A 14,974-nucleotide genomic window follows, 5' to 3' on the forward strand; every position below is an offset into this window, starting at 1 on the left:
ATTGTGACGTTGTTCGATGTCGCGGGTGATTCGCTCGCACGTTGAAGGATTTAGACCCATGATGCGGGCGTCCGGCACGGTCGGCTTTCAGGGCCAAACCGATACCGTCTCGTCTTCCCGGCTGACCAATGCGGTCGCGGCCTCGCTCGCCGTCGCCGCCCTCTCGCTTTGCCTGATCGTCACCCTCACGGTGCTGTCGACCAAGGCGACCATGGCGATGGGTCTGCCGGTCTGATCCCCGTTTCATCCGGATGACCTTCAAGGTGCCGCGCGGCCCGCGCCGATCAGCATCGCGACGGGACACCAATGAAATCGCCTGTGGTAGTCGTTGCAATCACCCTGACTGCGGCCATCCTGGTCGCGGCGTCGCTTCTGATCTTCGTGGGCACCCGCAAGGGCCCGGGCACGTCGACATGGAATGCGCCGACGCTGCAGGAGCGTATCAAGCACGCGCATTTGGTCTAAAATCATCCGAAAGCTTTGGGCGCGCGGGCAAGCGCCTCTTAAGCGCACCGCGCGAAATCGTCTTGCGCGCGCGCAACCATCCGCCAGTCTGACGCCGTTATCTCGTTCAGGGAGGAACGAGTCAGGCCCATGTGGTTCGGATGGCGTGCCATTTCCGGTCCCGTGCTCACGGCAGCGATCGCACTGCTGGCGATCGTGCTCGATCGCGCCGTTCCCCTTCCCTCGCCTGCGCCACTGTTCGTCTGTGTTGTCGCGCTTGCAGGTGCGCTGTCGGGCTTCGCTTCCGCCATGACCAGCGCGGCGCTCGCCGTGATCGGCGCCGCGCTGTTCTTCCTCGGCCATCGCGCCATGCCGTTCCATGCCGCCGCCGATCTGGTCGGGCTCCTCGCAGTGACGGCCTTCGGCACCGCAGGCATCACCGGCCTCATGCGCGAGCGGCTGCTCGACACCTTTGCGGCCGAGCGCCAGAGCCACGCCATTGCGGCGCGGCTGTCGGCAGCGCTCGACCAGGTCGATATCGGCATCGTGCTGCTCGATGCCGAGACCCGCGCCGAATTCATCAATCGTGCGTTCCGCGATTACTTCGCGCTGCCGGACGAAAAGGCCGACGACAAGCCGCCCTTCATCGCACTGATGTATCACAGCCGCGACACCGGCGCATTCGAGCTGCCGGAGGACGAGCTTGGCGTCTTCATCGCGCAGCGGATGGAGATGGTGCGGGTCGGCGATGCCACGCCGATCAACATCAATTTGCGCAACGGCGAGGTGCTGCGTTTCGTCTGCACCGCGCTGCCCGACGGCGGCCGCATGCTGAGCTACACGCCGGTGACCGATCTGGTGCGCCACACCGACGCGCCCGCACGCGCGGATTATTATCGCTCACTGCGCGATCCCACGGGACGCAAGCTGCTCCGGTACTTGCGCGTTGCGGAATAGAACAGGTTGGACCGAAGCTCTGGCGGCGCTCGAGGTTCACCTCTCCCCGTCGGGGAGAGGTCGGATTGCACAGCAATCCGGGTGAGGGGCCGCGGCATTAGGTAAGACCGTAACCCCTCACCCGGATCGCATCTGACGATGCGATCCGACCTCTCCCTACGGGAGAGGTGACCGAAGTCCGAGCCGCCACCGATTCAACTCATCGACATGCGATTGATCAGCGCGCCCTTCATCCCGTATGAAGGGCGCCTCATCGATCGCGGATTTCCCAGATGTCGCTCACCATTCGCTCCGTCACCCGGCAGGATTACGATCAATGGCTGCCGCTGTGGGATGGCTACAACGCCTTCTACGGCCGCTCCGGCCCGACCGCGCTCGCGCCCGAGATTACGAAGGTGACGTGGCAGCGCTTCTTCGATGCCTATGAGCCGGTGCATGGGCTGGTCGCCGAGAGCGACGGCCGCCTGCTCGGCATGACGAACTATCTGTTTCATCGCAGCACCACCGCGATCGAGCCATCGTGCTACCTGCAGGATCTGTTCACGCTGGAGGCTTCCCGCGGCAAGGGCGTCGCCTCGGCACTGATCTATGGCGTTTACGAGCGCGCGAAGCTCGCGGGCTCCCCACGGGTCTACTGGCAGACCCATGAGACCAACACCACGGCGCAGAGCCTGTACGACAAGGTCGCGGAACGCTCCGGCTTCATTGTCTATCGCAAGATTTTCTGATTTTTCCCGGGTTGGGGCGCGATGAACCATCATCGCGCCCCGGTTCGTTTTGAGCATGATCTTTTCGGAAAACCGCTACGCACTTTTCCGGATCATGCTGCCTGTGGATAACTTTGGTTGTCACCGGCGCGTAACACACCGGGACTAAGTTGCAGTTGCGTCTGATCAGGCCCCCCGTCACCGATCAAGCGCCCCAAGCGGTCCCCGTCAGTCGCCGCGTCTGACAGGGGCCGCATTTTTTTGTCCGCAGTTCCTTTCAGCATGGCTGCAACGCAGCCAGCCGCTTGCCGGTGCGGCACGCCGCGGTCACAATGGGCGCCTGCTTTTTCTGACAGGATCTCCCATGGAAATTCGTAATCTCGGCGGCTCCGGCCTGCGCGTGTCTGCAGTCGGGCTCGGCTGCAACAATTTCGGCCAGCGCACCGATCTGGAAACGTCGCGCAAGGTGATCCACCGCGCGATCGACCTCGGCATCACGCTGTTCGACACCGCCGACATCTATGCCGGCCAGGGCGGTTCCGAGACGGTGCTCGGCACCGTGCTCGGCGATCGCCGCAAGGACATCGTGCTCGCCACCAAATATTCCAAGCCGATGGCGGCCGACGGGACCAAGCAGGGCGCCTCGCGCCGCTACATCATGAATGCGGTCGAGGCCAGCCTGACGCGCCTCAAGACCGATTACATCGATCTCTACCAGCAGCATGATTACGATCCGCTGACGCCGCTGGAAGAGACGCTGCGCGCGCTCGACGATCTCGTCCGCCAGGGCAAGGTCCGCTACATCGGCCATTCCAACTTCCCGGCCTGGCGCATCGCGGAGGCCGAGTTCACCGCGCGCGCGATGAACGTCAGCCGCTTCGTCTCGGCGCAGGACGAGTACAGCCTCGTCGTCCGCGATATCGAGAAGGATCTGCTGCCCGCAGCCCAGGAATACAAGCTCGGCCTGCTGCCGTTCTTCCCGCTCGCAAGCGGCCTGCTCACCGGCAAATACCAGCGCGGCACGGCAGCGCCCGCCGACACGCGCTTCGGCAAGGCACCGGCGCTGCGCGACCGCTACGTCACGCCGCGCAACGAGGACATCGTCGAGAAGCTCCAGGGCTTTGCGCAGGCCCGCGGCCATTCGATGCTCGAGCTCGCCTTCTCCTGGCTCGCCGCGCGCCCGCAGGTGTCGAGCGTGATCGCCGGCGCCACCCGCGTCGAGCAGGTCGAGCAGAACGTCAAGGCGATCGCCTGGCAGCTCAGCGCGGACGATCTTGCCGAGATCGACAAGATCACGCTGGGATGATCCTGGCGGCGCGGCGCGCTACTTCGCGCCGCGTCCGACGGTCTGCTTGACCTCAAACCCTTCGAACTGGGGATGCCCCTGATAGAGCGGCTTGTTGTCGCCGGCACGGGCGTGCGCCGCGCGGAACGCCTCCGACTTGGTCCAGGCCTCGAACGCCGCATGATTGGCCCACACCGTATGCGAGGCGTAGAGCGTGTGGTCCTCGAGCTCGGGGCCTTTGAGCAGATGGAATTCGACGAAGCCCGGCACCTTGTCCAGATGCGTGTCGCGCGACGCCCAAACCTGCTCGAAGGCAGCTTCGGAACCTTTGGTGACACGAAAACGGTTCATGGCGATGTACATGCGGGTGGTCTCCTGATGCTCACGCGATCATGTCGTCATTCCGCGACGCGCCGCAAGGCGCGGGCGCGGGATGACGGCGGCGGCTGCTAAGCCACCAGCCCCTTCATCGGCCTTGCGCTTGCGCTGTCCGGGAAGACAGTGCCCGCCAGCACCTGATCCGACAGGCCGAACTGGCTCTGCAGCACGCCCTTGATCACGGAGCGGAGATCGGTGGTGGGCTTGAGGTCGCGGGCCTCATAGAGGTTGGCGGGCTTGAGGCCGGGCCAGTCGGAGATGACGCGGCCGCCTTTCACGGCGCCGCCGGCCAGCAGCGCGATGGTGCCGGTGCCGTGGTCGGTACCGTCGGTGCCGTTGATGCGCGCGGTGCGGCCGAATTCGGTGGCGACGACCACGACGGTGTCGCGCCAGCGCTCACCGAGGCCGCTTTCGAACTCGGCGAGCGCGCCGTCGAGACCGCCGAGCAGGAAGGCGAGACGCCCGACCGGGCCACCTTCATTGGCATGTGTATCCCAACCATCGAAGGCGAGTGCGGCAATGCGCGGACCGTCATCGGCGGCCATCAGCTTTGCCGCGCCGCGCGCGACCTGGCGCATCTGGGCGACCTGATTGCCGGGCTTCGGCTTCATGTCGTCGCCGGATGCCGCCTTTTCGAGCTGGAGACCTTGCGACAGCGCCGAAGCCAAAGCGGGATCGCGATGGCGATAGAGATCGACGAGCCGCATCGCGGTGTCGTCGTCGGCCTGCGGCAGCGCGACCGGCGCCCAGCCGACGGTCGGCGCATTGCCGCGCAGCACCAGTGGCGTTGTCGGGCCGACCGCAAGACCGCTCGACACGCGTTCGCCGCGCGGCAGCGCTTCCAGCGCGCGATTGAGCCAGCCGGACTGCACGCGGCCCGGGCCGGCATAGCCGCTCTCGAGCACGTCCTGGCCGTCGAAATGCGAGCGATCGCGATACGGCGTCGCCACCGCATGAATCACCGCGGCATGCTGCGCGCGATACATCCGCGCGAATTCCGGCATCGACGGATGCAGCGCGAAGAAGCTGTCGAGCATCAGCGCGGGATGCGCGCCATCCGCCGCAAGTGCGATCGTGCCGTGCAGGCCGGCATAATCGGGATCGCCGATCGGCGCGACGGTGGCGAGCCCGTCGAGCGCGCCGCGCAGGATCACCACGACCAGGCGCGGGTCGCGCCCATCGGCCGCGCGCGCGAATTTCGGCAAATAGGCCCAGGCCGCGAACGAGGCGCCGCCGAGCAGGAGGCCGCGGCGCGAGGTGAGGAGCCGGTTTTCGACGCAGTCGATCATCATCATCTCCTCTGCATTTCCGGCGACATCAGCAGCAGTGCCAGCGCCTGCTGGCGCGATTCCGCGCGCTCGATGGTCTTGCGCGTTTCGACCGAGGCCGCATCCGCCGCAGCGAATTCCAGGAGATCGAGCGGATCGATGTTGGGCCCGAGCCGCGCACCCATCTGCGAAGCGATGTCGAGCCGGAGCTTCATGCCTTCAGGTGCGGCCCAGGCCGCAGACGTGTCGGGGAAACCGTTCGGTCCGGCCGGCGTCCACAAGGGCTGGCCGAGCAGGTTCAGATTGTTGAGATACCCGCCGGGATCCTCCGGCACGCGCGCGAGCAGCCGGCCGCTCGCGACCAGGAAATCGTAAGGCGAACGCATCTTGGTCAGCGGCGCCTGCCAGGCCTCGTTGGAATCGACCAGAGCAGTGGCAAGCGCCTTCAGATCGCCGTCGGTCTTGACGAAGACATCGCGCAGCCGCGCGACCAGCACGGGCGGCGGATCGTCGGCGACGAAGTGACGGACGAATTTGGTGGCGATGAAATTCGCGGTCGAGGGATGGCGCGCAATGTCGGCGAGCGCGGCCTCGCCCTGCGCAAGGCCCGTCGCCTCGTAGGTCTTGCCGAGCAGCATTTGCGGCCCGGGCTGATGCGCATTGGCGTTGAAGGCGAACGAGCCGGGCGCTCCGAGCTGACCCTGCCGGCCGGCAAAGGTCCAGCCGGTGATGATGCGCGCGAGCGAGGTGACGTCCTCCTGCGTATAGCCGCCGCCGACGCCGAGCGTATGCAGCTCCATGATCTCGCGCGCGAGATTCTCGTTCAGCCCGCGCTTTCGGTTCTGGCCCGCGCGCGAATCCGGTCCGAGCGATTGCTGGTTGTCGAGGAAGAACAGCATGGCCGGATGCTGCTCGACCGCCTTCAGCATGTCGGCGAAGCGCCCGAGCACGTGCGGGCGAATCGCCTCGCGCTCGAACGCGCCGGCCCACATCCGCGCCAGCTCGCCCTTGCTTGCGGAGATGCAGAAATGGTTGGACCAGAACACGACCAGACGCTCGGTGAAGCCGCAATCGACCATCATCGCGCGCTGCAGCCGCGCCAGTGCCTCGGCGCGAAAGGTCTTCTGGATCACGTTGAGCGGCTGCGCCGGTTTTGCAGCAGCCGGCGCCGCGGCACCGGGCTGCATGGTATCGGGCTTCATCGCAGGATCGGCAGGCTTGTTGTCGGCGGCAGGTTTGGCCTCCGCCATCTGCTGACCTGCGATCTCGGTCATCACCGTGTTGAGCGAGAGATTGCGCCGCAACTGATTGTCGGGCTTCGGATCGGCGGGCGGCTGCGGCGCCGGCGCTTCGGTGGGAGCTGCCGCCTTCGCCGCCTCGCGCGCCTGCTTGACCTGGTCCTGATAGGCGAACGCGGCTTGGCCGAGTTGCGGCGTCGATTGCAGGCCCGGCGCCTCCAGCAGCGCGCCCACCGGACGCGCCAGCTCCGCCTTCACGAAACCGCGGGGATCGGAAGCCGCATTGATGAGATCGCCGGAGGCCCCGCCGCGGGCGCCGAAGCCGAAGCGGTTCAGCGCGACGAGGGCGGCTTGCGAATCGCGGGCCATCGATTTGTCCTCCGCGCGGTGCCAACCGCTTCCCTGGTCCGGGCGTGGCGCCTAATATACCGCAGCCGGAGATGAACCCGACATGAAAATGACGGCGAAGCTTTTGCGTAAATCATGACAAATCCGAAAGAAATCACGCTTCCGCAACCGGCCCCGCGCCGCCTCGCCTGCTCCCGATGCGGCACCGAATTCGGCTGCGATCTCTCGGGCGAGTGCTGGTGCGCCGAGGAGACGGCAAAGCTGCCGATGCCGGTGAAGGGCGAGGATTGCCTGTGCCGGGAGTGTCTGCGGAAGGCGGCGGGGGCGACGAGCACTGCAGGTTAGTTGCGAGAGATCGCCACACTCACGGTGTCGTCCCGGCGAAGGCCGGGACCCATAACCCCAGGGAGAGGTTTGGCGAAGACTCGTCGTTCGGTACTTCGACCATCCACAACATTTAGATCACGCGGTATGGGTCCCGGCCTTCGCCGGGACGACGAACTGCCCTAGACCGCAAATCCCGGCGACTTCCGCGCCATGCCGTCGAACGCATCGAGCAGCTTTTCGCGCCAGGCATAAACGAGATCATCGGCCTCGAGCAGCCTAAACGGGCTCACCACGCGCGCCCATTGGAAGCCGCCGAACACGATGTAGTCGGCATAGTTCGGCGCGGCGCCGCCGAGATAGGCTTGCGTCTTGAACGTCTGCCGCATGATCTCCAGCGATTTGCGGAACGCGACGACGCCGCTGTCGCGGCTCGCCATGATCTCTTCCAGCCTCTTGCCGCCGAAACGAGCCTCGCGCGATTGGCGAAAATAGGCGGCATCGACCTCGGCGAGATTGTTCGGGATGTCGGCGATGATCAGCGGAAAGATGCCGCCGACGATGGCGATGTCGCCCCAAGCATTGATCATGCGCGCCATTGCGCGACCGCCCTCGCCGCCGAACAGCGACGGGCGATCGGGAAAATTGTCTTCGAGATAGTTCGCGATCGCCCAGGAATCGACCACGGGCTTGTCGTGATGCAGCAGCACCGGCACCTTCTCCGAGCCGTGCGGCGCGATTGCGCCCTTCTCGGTAAACCGCCAGGGCAGCGAGTCCGCCGTCAGCCCCTTGTGCGCGAGCGCCATCCGCGTGCGCCAGCAATAGGGACTGAAGGGGCGCGAGGCGTCGGTGCCGACGAGTTCGAAGAGCTTGAGCGACATGGTGGTGTTCCGTCATTGCGAGCGCAGCGAAGCAATCCAGTCTGCCGCTGCGGAGACATTCTGGATTGCTTCGCTTGCGCTCGCAATGACGTTGTGGCGTCACCGCCCGTTCGTTCGCAGCCACCTTTCGCCGTCTTCCGTCACCGCGATGATCAGGCCGATGCCGGGCAGCGTCTCGCGCGCGACGAAGCCGCGATCGGCGGCGTCCTCCCAGATGGTGAGGCGCGGGCACGAGGTCTTCCAGGTCGAGATCACCTCGGCATAGGCGCGCGGCTCGCGCGCGATCCATTCGACGAAGTCCAGCACCAGCGGGTCGGCCGTCTCGCTCATTGCAAACCTCCCTTGTCGAAGGCAGCCAGCACCGGCGTGCGCAGCAGGAGCCAGCCACCATAGGCAATGTAATAGCAGGCGATGGTGGTGATCAGCTTGTTCGACCAGGCGATGAATTGCTGGTCGGTCATGGCTTCGAGAATACGCCGCGCCAGCGAGGTGCCGATCATCGAGGCTGCAATGGCGATACCGGCGAGGACGGGGTCGAGCGTCGCGGCCTGGTCGATGACGCCGCCGAAATAGATCAGCTTGGTGAAATGGCTGACGAGCTGGCACATCGCCTTGGTCGCCACCTTCTCGCGGCGGCCGAAGTCGCCGCCGAGGAAGAAGGTGTCAAGCAGCGGACCGGAGACGCCGGTCATCAGCATCAGCCCCATGCAGATCGTGCCGTAGACGGTGCCCTGCCAGAGGCGATCCGGATCCGGCTTGATATTCGTCGGCAGCAGCCGTGCCATGAACGGCGTGGCACCGAGCATCAGGAGCGCCATCGGCTTGTCCGGCACGTAGCGGGTGAGCGACCAGGCCGCCAGCGCGATGGCAGCGCCGACCATGTAGTTCGCGACCGGCCGCCAGCGGATATGGGCGCGCCACAGCAGCGCGCGCCAGCCGTTGGAAGCCATCTGCGTGATCGCGTGCAGCACCATCGCGGTCGGCAGCGGCATCAGCGCCAGCAGCGCGCCGATCAGGATCAGCCCGCCCGCCATGCCGAACAACCCCGACAGGAACGCCGTGGCGACCATCAGCAATCCGAGGGCAGCGATCATGATGGGCGTCACGCGAGGGGTCTCCTATTGGAATGGTCAGGGACGCAGACTGCTCAATCCCCTTCGCCCCGTTTGGGGGAGAAGCGAGGAAGGGCGCCTCCGGCTCAAATCAGCATGAATTACGCTGATATTTGTGCCTCGCTTGCTCCGTTCGGGCAAACTGAGTTATCTTGCCCCGGCATCAGCTTTCCTGAGGGTCCTTCGGTTGCGGCGGCTGCTCTTTCTCAACGGCATCAAGGCATTCGAGGCGGCGGCGCGGACCGGCAGCTTCGCCGCGGCCGGCGTCGAGCTGAGCGTGTCGGCGGCCGCCGTCAGCCGCATGGTGCATCTGCTGGAAGAGCGGCTCGGCGTCGCGCTGTTCGAGCGCAAGGCCAACAAGCTCGTGCTGACGCAGGCGGGCCGCGCCTATCAGAGCGGCCTGACGCCGATCTTCGACGCGCTCGCCAGCCTCACCGCACAGGTGACGGCCCCCTCCGGCGTCCGCGTGCTCACCATCGGGGTCGGACATACGTTCGCGATGCGCTGGCTGATCCCGCGGCTGTCGGAGTTTCGCAGCGAGGAGCCCGACATCGAGGTGCGCTTCACCACCGGCGGCGCCGAGGTGCCGTTCGGCGAGGATTGGAGCTGCGGCATCAAGCTTGGCACCGGCGACTGGCCAGGGCTCGTCGCCGAGCCGCTGTTCGCCGGCGACCTCACGCCGGTCTGCGTACCGCGCCTCGCCTCCGGCCTGAAACGCCCGGCCGATCTCAAAGGCCCGAGCCTGATCCGCGTCACGCATTCAACCGAGGACTGGCCGATCTGGCTGAAAGCCGCAGGCCTGCCCCGCATCAACGCGCGCGGGCCGGAGTTCCAGTTCTATGGCCAGGCGCTCCAGGCCGCCGCCGACGGGCTCGGCATCGCCATGGGCATCCGGCCCTATATCGACGACGATCTCGCTGCCGGACGCCTGATCGCGCCGTTCGATCTCTCCGTGCCAAAAGGCATGCGCTGGTACCTGCTCTACCGCAGCTTTCAGACCGAACAGCGCGATTTTGCTGCGTTCCGCCGCTGGATCATGCGTTCCGCGGCGGAACCCGCAGCCCGGCCGCGCCGGTCGAGCCGCGCCGCCGGACGGGGCTAGATTCTTGTTTTGACGCGTTTTCTTTACGCGAACCGGTATCCACTTCGCTCGAAAACGCTCTGGCCCATCACCCGATCGGGTGAAAAAGCCGGCCGCGTGTGAACCGCTTCACATTTCGAAATCCGCAAACGTGGTCCTCTAACCCTCCGACAAGAGAGCATTTGGGGACTACCTATGACGACCCTTTACGACGGCTTTGACATCGAATCCTTCGAAGCTGGCAAGGGACTGTGGCACGCCCGGATTCGGCGCGCCGATTTCAGCCCGGTTGCCATCGACGGCGTGCTGTTTCCGGCCATGGAAGTCGGCTTCGCCTGGCCCGATCCCGACGCCGCGATCGCGGACGCTAAGCATCACATCGATCGCTTCCGCCGACGCGCCGACGACATCGACGACGAATAGACCTGTCGAACGACAGCGTGGCGCCACAGGGGGACACCGGTTGATGTCGGTCATCGATTTCGAGGACGGTCCGCGGCCGCGGATTTATTCGCGCAAGGTGCTGGCGATATGCCCGGAATGCAACGGCGATCTCACGGTGCTCCGTGTGATCGGCGGCCGCGCCGGGTGCGAGTACTGGACCATGCGCTGCACTGATTGCGGCGGGATCCATCTCGACATCCTCGAGCCGCGCCTGACGGTCGTGGACGGCGACGGACCGCTGCCGGCGGCGTAGTCGCGACCCTGCTGCCAACCTGCTGTCAGCAGCCTGCGTGTGGACGGGTATTCGCTCTTTTCTGAGGGGCGGACTCGTCCCATATTCGGGGCATGGCGAAGAAAGCTGCTCCCCCAAAATCCCCGAAATCCAAGACTGCCAACAAGGCACCGAACTCGAAAGCACATCGGCCCGATGTGCAACCGATCGGACCGGCCCTGGCCGAATTGCTCAATCCCGCGATCAATCGCGGCGATGCCGGGCTGGGATCGGGCACCGGGCTGCAGCCGCCGCCGGACAATTCGCGCGACCGCCGCTCCGGCGGCGAGGCCGCCGCGCATCGGGCGCGGGCCTCGACGCCGAAGGAGTTTCCGCAGGATCGGCCGATGCCGCTGCGGCCCAATCCGCAGCCGCCCGGAGCTCGCGACGCGGGCTTCGACGAGGCGCCGCAGGCCAATTACGGAACGGCGGCCACGATCCCGACGCTCGATCCGGAACTGGCGCGGCAGCTCGGCCTTCCCACCGAAGAGGACGATGCCGAGGCGCTGGCGCGTCCGCCGCGCACCAAGATGGAGGCGCTCGGCGTCAAGGCCACCGCCGACGCACTGGAATCGCTGATCCGCGAGGGCCGGCCGGAGTTCCGCAAGGATGACGGCTCCACCAAGGTGTGGACCCCTCACCGGCCGCCGCGCCCGGAGAAGTCCGAAGGCGGCGTGCGTTTCGAGATCAAGTCGCCATACCAGCCGCGCGGCGACCAGCCGACCGCGATCGCGGAGCTCGTCGAGGGCATCCAGCGCAACGACCGTTCGCAGGTGCTGCTCGGCGTCACCGGCTCCGGCAAGACCTACACCATGGCCAAGGTGATCGAGGCGACGCAGCGGCCGGCCATCATCCTGGCGCCGAACAAGACGCTCGCCGCCCAGCTCTATGGCGAGTTCAAGAGCTTCTTTCCCGACAACGCGGTCGAGTATTTCGTCAGCTATTACGACTATTACCAGCCGGAAGCCTACGTTCCGCGCACCGACACCTATATCGAGAAGGACTCCTCCATCAACGAGCAGATCGACCGCATGCGCCACTCGGCGACGCGCGCGCTGCTCGAACGCGACGACGTCATCATCGTCGCCTCGGTGTCCTGCATCTACGGTATCGGCTCGGTCGAAACCTACACCGCGATGACCTTCGCGCTGAAGAAGGGCGAGCGCATCGACCAGCGCCAGCTGATCGCCGATCTCGTCGCGCTCCAGTACAAGCGCACCCAGGCCGACTTTACCCGCGGCACCTTTCGCGTGCGCGGCGACGTCATCGACATCTTCCCGGCGCACTATGAAGACCGCGCCTGGCGCGTGAATCTGTTCGGCGACACCATCGAGAACATCGAGGAATTCGATCCGCTCACCGGCCACAAGCAGGACGAGCTCGAATTCATCAAGATGTACGCCAACTCGCACTATGTGACGCCGCGCCCGACGCTGGTGCAGGCGATCAAGTCGATCAAATCGGAGCTGAAGCAGCGGCTCGACCAGCTGAACAATCAGGGTCGCCTGCTGGAAGCGCAGCGGCTGGAGCAGCGCACCACCTTCGACCTCGAGATGATGGAAGCAACGGGAAGCTGCGCCGGCATCGAGAACTATTCGCGCTATCTCACCGGGCGCCTGCCCGGCGAGCCGCCGCCGACGCTGTTCGAATACGTCCCCGACAACGCGCTGGTGTTCGCCGACGAAAGCCACGTCACCGTGCCGCAGATCGGCGGCATGTTCCGCGGCGACTTCCGCCGCAAGGCGACGCTGGCCGAATACGGTTTCCGCCTGCCCTCATGCATGGACAACCGCCCGCTCCGCTTCGAGGAATGGGACATGATGCGGCCGCAGACGGTCGCGGTGTCGGCGACACCCGGCGGCTGGGAGCTGAACGAGAGCGGCGGCGTATTCGTCGAGCAGGTCATCCGCCCGACGGGGCTCATTGATCCCCCGGTGAACATTCGCCCGGCCCGCACCCAGGTCGACGATCTCGTCGGCGAGGTGCGCGCCACCGCGCAGGCCGGCTACCGCTCGCTGATCACCGTGCTGACCAAGCGCATGGCGGAGGACCTCACCGAATATCTGCATGAGCAGGGCATTCGCGTCCGCTACATGCACTCGGACATCGACACCATCGAGCGCATCGAGATCATTCGCGACCTCCGGCTCGGCGCCTTCGACGCGCTGGTCGGCATCAACCTCTTGCGCGAAGGCCTCGACATTCCCGAATGCGCGCTGGTCGCCATTCTCGACGCCGACAAGGAAGGTTTTCTGCGCAGCGAGACCTCGCTGATCCAGACCATCGGCCGCGCCGCGCGCAACGTCGACGGCCAGGTGATCCTCTATGCCGACCAGATGACGGGCTCGATGGAGCGCGCCATCGCCGAGACCAACCGCCGTCGCGAAAAGCAGGTCGAGTACAACACCGCCAACGGCATCACGCCGGAGAGCGTGAAGAAGCAGATCGGCGACATCCTCAACTCCGTCTACGAGCGCGACCACGTGCTGGTCGAGGTCGGCGGCCACGACATGACCGACGACGTCATCTCGATCGGCCACAATTTCGAAGCCGTGCTCGCCGATCTCGAAACCCGGATGCGCGAGGCCGCCGCCGACCTGAACTTCGAGGAGGCCGCGCGCCTGCGCGACGAGGTCAAGCGCCTGCGCGCCACCGAGCTCGCGGTCGTCGACGACCCCACCGCGAAACAGCGCACCGTCGCCGGCAAGGCCGGCGCCTATGCCGGCACCAGGAAATACGGCGACGCCGCTAACCTGCCGGTCAGCGCAATGAAGAAGAAGACCGTGAGCTCCGCGCTGAAGGCCAGCGGCGGTGGCAGCGGCAGCGGCAGCGGCTCGAAGGTCCACAAGCCGCATCTCGATGAGATGCACGGCCCGGAATCCCTGCCCTACCGCGAGAAACAGACGTTGCCGTCAAAGCCGTTCGGCAGCACCAGCCGGATCATCCAGCCGACGGATTCACGGCAGTCCGGGCCGGAGTTCGGCCCGGCGCCGAAGTCGACGGGTGGACAGCCGGGACGGCGGGGCGGGTGGAAGAAGAGGTGAGGCGACGGCGTATCGTCTGCGCTTGTCGTGACCAGGGATTCTCAGATGCGCGATTGCGCATCATAGCTCGCCGCTACGCGCCCCTCTCTCACCCCGCGATCGTCGCCAGCAGCGACAACAGCAGCACTGATGCCATGAGCTGCAGCGATGTTGCCGGCTTGGCGCGCCAGCGGGCGATCTTTTCGGAGCAGGACAGGTTCGCGTCGAAGAATTGCGCTTCGTAGCCGCTCTTGATCCTCGGGAAGGCCGACCCGACCGAGACGACGAAGATGCTGTAGAAGACCGACGCCATCGCAATGGTGAGGACTGGACGGCTCCCGTGAGTGTCGCCGAGGAGTTTGACCATCAGCGAGGCTGCCGCGAAGATCGGAAAACCCTGAAGGATTGTGGTGAGCGCAAAGCCTTCGAGGCAGTTGAGGGGGGCGGATTTCGACGTGGTGATGAAGGGCATACGCGTTCACCCCACGCTCGCCGTCACCACCGCCATCACCGACAGCAGCAGCACGATGGTCACGAGTTGGAGCGAGGCGACCGGGTGGGTGCGCCATTCGGTGATCTTGTCGGAGAGCGACAGGGTGCCATCGAAGAAACTCGGCTCGTAGAGAGTCCTGAACAGGGCCGGGAAGATCGGCCCGAGCGTGACCGCGATGGTCGCATGAACCAGCGAGGCGAAGGCGACGAAGATGGCGACGCCGGGGTCGCCGACGAGGTCGTGGTTGCCGCACAGCTTGAGCAGCAGCGCGGCGGCGGCGAAGGTCGGGAAACTCTGCAGGATCGCGGTCAGCGCAAACCCCTCGAGCGCGTTGCGCAGGCGGGACTTTCTCGCGGCGGCGGTGACGGCCATGGCACGTCTCCCTGATGACAGGCGGATGATGTTAGCCGCGATGTCAAAAGCGAGATGTGAGCTGGCTCACGCGGTGCCGGGGCCCGCGGCGTGAAGCCGGCTGAAGGAACTCAGAGCTGGCGGAAGAAGACGAGATAGATGGCGAGGCCAATCGTCGAGAACGACAGCAAGACGCTGAGCCAATTGTATTTGACGCCCTGCGAACGAGACACGTTTCCCACGAAAGCGACGACGCAATAGAGGAACACGATTGCGACGACGACGCCCCACAAGGACTTCCCGACGTCCATCGTTCCCTCGCCCGGCTCAACCCCAGCGTTTGCGGCTGGAATTTACCATCGGCACGAC

Annotated in this window: 19 protein-coding genes; 10 read left to right on the forward strand and 9 right to left on the reverse strand. The window is 65.7% G+C overall.

Annotated features, from left to right (window positions below; all coding sequences use genetic code 11):
• Positions 1 to 58: 58 nt before the first annotated feature.
• The 5 genes from NLM31_RS38250 (at position 59) to NLM31_RS38270 (ending at position 3,414) form a co-directional block, all read left to right on the forward strand.
• Positions 59 to 235, forward strand: coding sequence for a hypothetical protein (locus NLM31_RS38250; protein ID WP_254134336.1), 177 nt, complete (start codon positions 59 to 61; stop codon positions 233 to 235).
• 83 nt (positions 236 to 318) lie between these two features.
• Positions 319 to 465, forward strand: coding sequence for a hypothetical protein (locus NLM31_RS38255; RefSeq protein ID WP_254135579.1), 147 nt, complete (start codon positions 319 to 321; stop codon positions 463 to 465).
• Positions 466 to 594: 129 nt separating this feature from the next.
• Positions 595 to 1,401 carry a PAS-domain containing protein gene (locus NLM31_RS38260; RefSeq protein ID WP_254134337.1) on the forward strand — a complete coding sequence of 269 codons (807 nt, stop codon included), beginning with the start codon at positions 595 to 597 and terminating at the stop codon, positions 1,399 to 1,401.
• Between the two features lie 272 nt (positions 1,402 to 1,673).
• A complete protein-coding gene (locus NLM31_RS38265) occupies positions 1,674 to 2,129 on the forward strand; it encodes a GNAT family N-acetyltransferase (protein WP_254134338.1) in 456 nt (151 codons plus the stop codon).
• Between the two features lie 343 nt (positions 2,130 to 2,472).
• Positions 2,473 to 3,414, forward strand: a complete 942-nt coding sequence (locus NLM31_RS38270; protein ID WP_254134339.1) for an aldo/keto reductase — start codon at positions 2,473 to 2,475, stop codon at positions 3,412 to 3,414.
• Between the two features lie 18 nt (positions 3,415 to 3,432).
• On the opposite strand, the gene NLM31_RS38275 is transcribed toward NLM31_RS38270, so the two are convergent.
• From NLM31_RS38275 to NLM31_RS38285, 3 genes are all read right to left on the reverse strand, one after another.
• Positions 3,433 to 3,756 carry an antibiotic biosynthesis monooxygenase gene (locus NLM31_RS38275; protein ID WP_254134340.1) on the reverse strand — a complete coding sequence of 108 codons (324 nt, stop codon included), beginning with the start codon at positions 3,754 to 3,756 and terminating at the stop codon, positions 3,433 to 3,435.
• An 86-nt stretch (positions 3,757 to 3,842) separates the two neighbouring features.
• Complete coding sequence (locus tag NLM31_RS38280; RefSeq protein ID WP_254195598.1) at positions 3,843 to 5,060, reverse strand: DUF1501 domain-containing protein; 1,218 nt, start codon at positions 5,058 to 5,060, stop codon at positions 3,843 to 3,845.
• A 2-nt stretch (positions 5,061 to 5,062) separates the two neighbouring features.
• Positions 5,063 to 6,646, reverse strand: coding sequence for a DUF1800 domain-containing protein (locus NLM31_RS38285; RefSeq protein WP_254195599.1), 1,584 nt, complete (start codon positions 6,644 to 6,646; stop codon positions 5,063 to 5,065).
• A gap of 114 nt (positions 6,647 to 6,760) precedes the next feature.
• On the opposite strand from NLM31_RS38285, the gene NLM31_RS38290 reads away from it, so the two are divergent.
• Positions 6,761 to 6,970 (forward strand): cysteine-rich CWC family protein, encoded by a 210-nt coding sequence (locus NLM31_RS38290; protein ID WP_254195600.1) that lies wholly within the window; start codon positions 6,761 to 6,763, stop codon positions 6,968 to 6,970.
• A gap of 161 nt (positions 6,971 to 7,131) precedes the next feature.
• On the opposite strand, the gene NLM31_RS38295 is transcribed toward NLM31_RS38290, so the two are convergent.
• The 3 genes from NLM31_RS38295 to NLM31_RS38305 all read right to left on the reverse strand — a co-directional run bounded on the left by NLM31_RS38295 (position 7,132) and on the right by NLM31_RS38305 (position 8,936).
• Positions 7,132 to 7,830: a glutathione S-transferase family protein gene (locus tag NLM31_RS38295; protein ID WP_254195601.1), complete on the reverse strand. Its 699-nt coding sequence runs from the start codon at positions 7,828 to 7,830 to the stop codon at positions 7,132 to 7,134.
• A 99-nt stretch (positions 7,831 to 7,929) separates the two neighbouring features.
• A complete protein-coding gene (locus NLM31_RS38300) occupies positions 7,930 to 8,160 on the reverse strand; it encodes a hypothetical protein (protein WP_234685375.1) in 231 nt (76 codons plus the stop codon).
• Positions 8,157 to 8,936 carry a TSUP family transporter gene (locus tag NLM31_RS38305; protein ID WP_254195602.1) on the reverse strand — a complete coding sequence of 260 codons (780 nt, stop codon included), beginning with the start codon at positions 8,934 to 8,936 and terminating at the stop codon, positions 8,157 to 8,159. The genes NLM31_RS38300 and NLM31_RS38305 overlap by 4 nt, the downstream gene beginning before the upstream one ends.
• Positions 8,937 to 9,129: 193 nt before the next feature.
• Between NLM31_RS38305 and NLM31_RS38310 the strand changes: the two genes are divergently transcribed.
• The 4 genes from NLM31_RS38310 to uvrB all read left to right on the forward strand — a co-directional run bounded on the left by NLM31_RS38310 (position 9,130) and on the right by uvrB (position 13,782).
• Positions 9,130 to 10,044 carry a LysR substrate-binding domain-containing protein gene (locus NLM31_RS38310; protein WP_254134345.1) on the forward strand — a complete coding sequence of 305 codons (915 nt, stop codon included), beginning with the start codon at positions 9,130 to 9,132 and terminating at the stop codon, positions 10,042 to 10,044.
• A gap of 174 nt (positions 10,045 to 10,218) precedes the next feature.
• Positions 10,219 to 10,446: a hypothetical protein gene (locus tag NLM31_RS38315; protein ID WP_254134346.1), complete on the forward strand. Its 228-nt coding sequence runs from the start codon at positions 10,219 to 10,221 to the stop codon at positions 10,444 to 10,446.
• Between the two features lie 43 nt (positions 10,447 to 10,489).
• Positions 10,490 to 10,720 (forward strand): hypothetical protein, encoded by a 231-nt coding sequence (locus NLM31_RS38320; protein ID WP_254134347.1) that lies wholly within the window; start codon positions 10,490 to 10,492, stop codon positions 10,718 to 10,720.
• A gap of 92 nt (positions 10,721 to 10,812) precedes the next feature.
• Complete coding sequence (gene uvrB / locus NLM31_RS38325; RefSeq protein WP_254195603.1) at positions 10,813 to 13,782, forward strand: excinuclease ABC subunit UvrB; 2,970 nt, start codon at positions 10,813 to 10,815, stop codon at positions 13,780 to 13,782.
• A gap of 88 nt (positions 13,783 to 13,870) precedes the next feature.
• Here the strand turns inward: uvrB and NLM31_RS38330 are convergent, their stop codons facing one another.
• From NLM31_RS38330 to NLM31_RS38340, 3 genes are all read right to left on the reverse strand, one after another.
• Positions 13,871 to 14,233 carry a hypothetical protein gene (locus tag NLM31_RS38330; RefSeq protein WP_254195604.1) on the reverse strand — a complete coding sequence of 121 codons (363 nt, stop codon included), beginning with the start codon at positions 14,231 to 14,233 and terminating at the stop codon, positions 13,871 to 13,873.
• Positions 14,234 to 14,239: 6 nt separating this feature from the next.
• A complete protein-coding gene (locus NLM31_RS38335; RefSeq protein WP_254195605.1) occupies positions 14,240 to 14,626 on the reverse strand; it encodes a hypothetical protein in 387 nt (128 codons plus the stop codon).
• 110 nt (positions 14,627 to 14,736) lie between these two features.
• On the reverse strand, positions 14,737 to 14,916 hold the full coding sequence (locus NLM31_RS38340; protein WP_254195606.1) for a hypothetical protein: 180 nt from the start codon (positions 14,914 to 14,916) through the stop codon (positions 14,737 to 14,739).
• Positions 14,917 to 14,974 lie beyond the last annotated feature (58 nt).

Origin of the sequence: Bradyrhizobium sp. CCGUVB4N, assembly GCF_024199945.1 — a bacterium.
GTDB lineage: Bacteria > Pseudomonadota > Alphaproteobacteria > Rhizobiales > Xanthobacteraceae > Bradyrhizobium.

Bases quoted from the DNA above. Each gene is read 5' to 3' on its own strand.
- NLM31_RS38250 (WP_254134336.1), top strand. From the start codon at position 59: ATGATGCGGGCGTCCGGCACGGTCGGCTTTCAGGGCCAAACCGATACC.
- NLM31_RS38260 (WP_254134337.1), top strand. From the start codon at position 595: ATGTGGTTCGGATGGCGTGCCATTTCCGGTCCCGTGCTCACGGCAGCG.
- NLM31_RS38265 (WP_254134338.1), top strand. From the start codon at position 1,674: ATGTCGCTCACCATTCGCTCCGTCACCCGGCAGGATTACGATCAATGG.
- NLM31_RS38270 (WP_254134339.1), top strand. From the start codon at position 2,473: ATGGAAATTCGTAATCTCGGCGGCTCCGGCCTGCGCGTGTCTGCAGTC.
- NLM31_RS38275 (WP_254134340.1), bottom strand. From the start codon at position 3,756: ATGTACATCGCCATGAACCGTTTTCGTGTCACCAAAGGTTCCGAAGCT.
- NLM31_RS38280 (WP_254195598.1), bottom strand. From the start codon at position 5,060: ATGATCGACTGCGTCGAAAACCGGCTCCTCACCTCGCGCCGCGGCCTC.
- NLM31_RS38285 (WP_254195599.1), bottom strand. From the start codon at position 6,646: ATGGCCCGCGATTCGCAAGCCGCCCTCGTCGCGCTGAACCGCTTCGGC.
- NLM31_RS38290 (WP_254195600.1), top strand. From the start codon at position 6,761: ATGACAAATCCGAAAGAAATCACGCTTCCGCAACCGGCCCCGCGCCGC.
- NLM31_RS38295 (WP_254195601.1), bottom strand. From the start codon at position 7,830: ATGTCGCTCAAGCTCTTCGAACTCGTCGGCACCGACGCCTCGCGCCCC.
- NLM31_RS38300 (WP_234685375.1), bottom strand. From the start codon at position 8,160: ATGAGCGAGACGGCCGACCCGCTGGTGCTGGACTTCGTCGAATGGATC.
- NLM31_RS38315 (WP_254134346.1), top strand. From the start codon at position 10,219: ATGACGACCCTTTACGACGGCTTTGACATCGAATCCTTCGAAGCTGGC.
- NLM31_RS38320 (WP_254134347.1), top strand. From the start codon at position 10,490: ATGTCGGTCATCGATTTCGAGGACGGTCCGCGGCCGCGGATTTATTCG.
- uvrB (WP_254195603.1), top strand. From the start codon at position 10,813: ATGGCGAAGAAAGCTGCTCCCCCAAAATCCCCGAAATCCAAGACTGCC.
- NLM31_RS38330 (WP_254195604.1), bottom strand. From the start codon at position 14,233: ATGCCCTTCATCACCACGTCGAAATCCGCCCCCCTCAACTGCCTCGAA.
- NLM31_RS38335 (WP_254195605.1), bottom strand. From the start codon at position 14,626: ATGGCCGTCACCGCCGCCGCGAGAAAGTCCCGCCTGCGCAACGCGCTC.
- NLM31_RS38340 (WP_254195606.1), bottom strand. From the start codon at position 14,916: ATGGACGTCGGGAAGTCCTTGTGGGGCGTCGTCGTCGCAATCGTGTTC.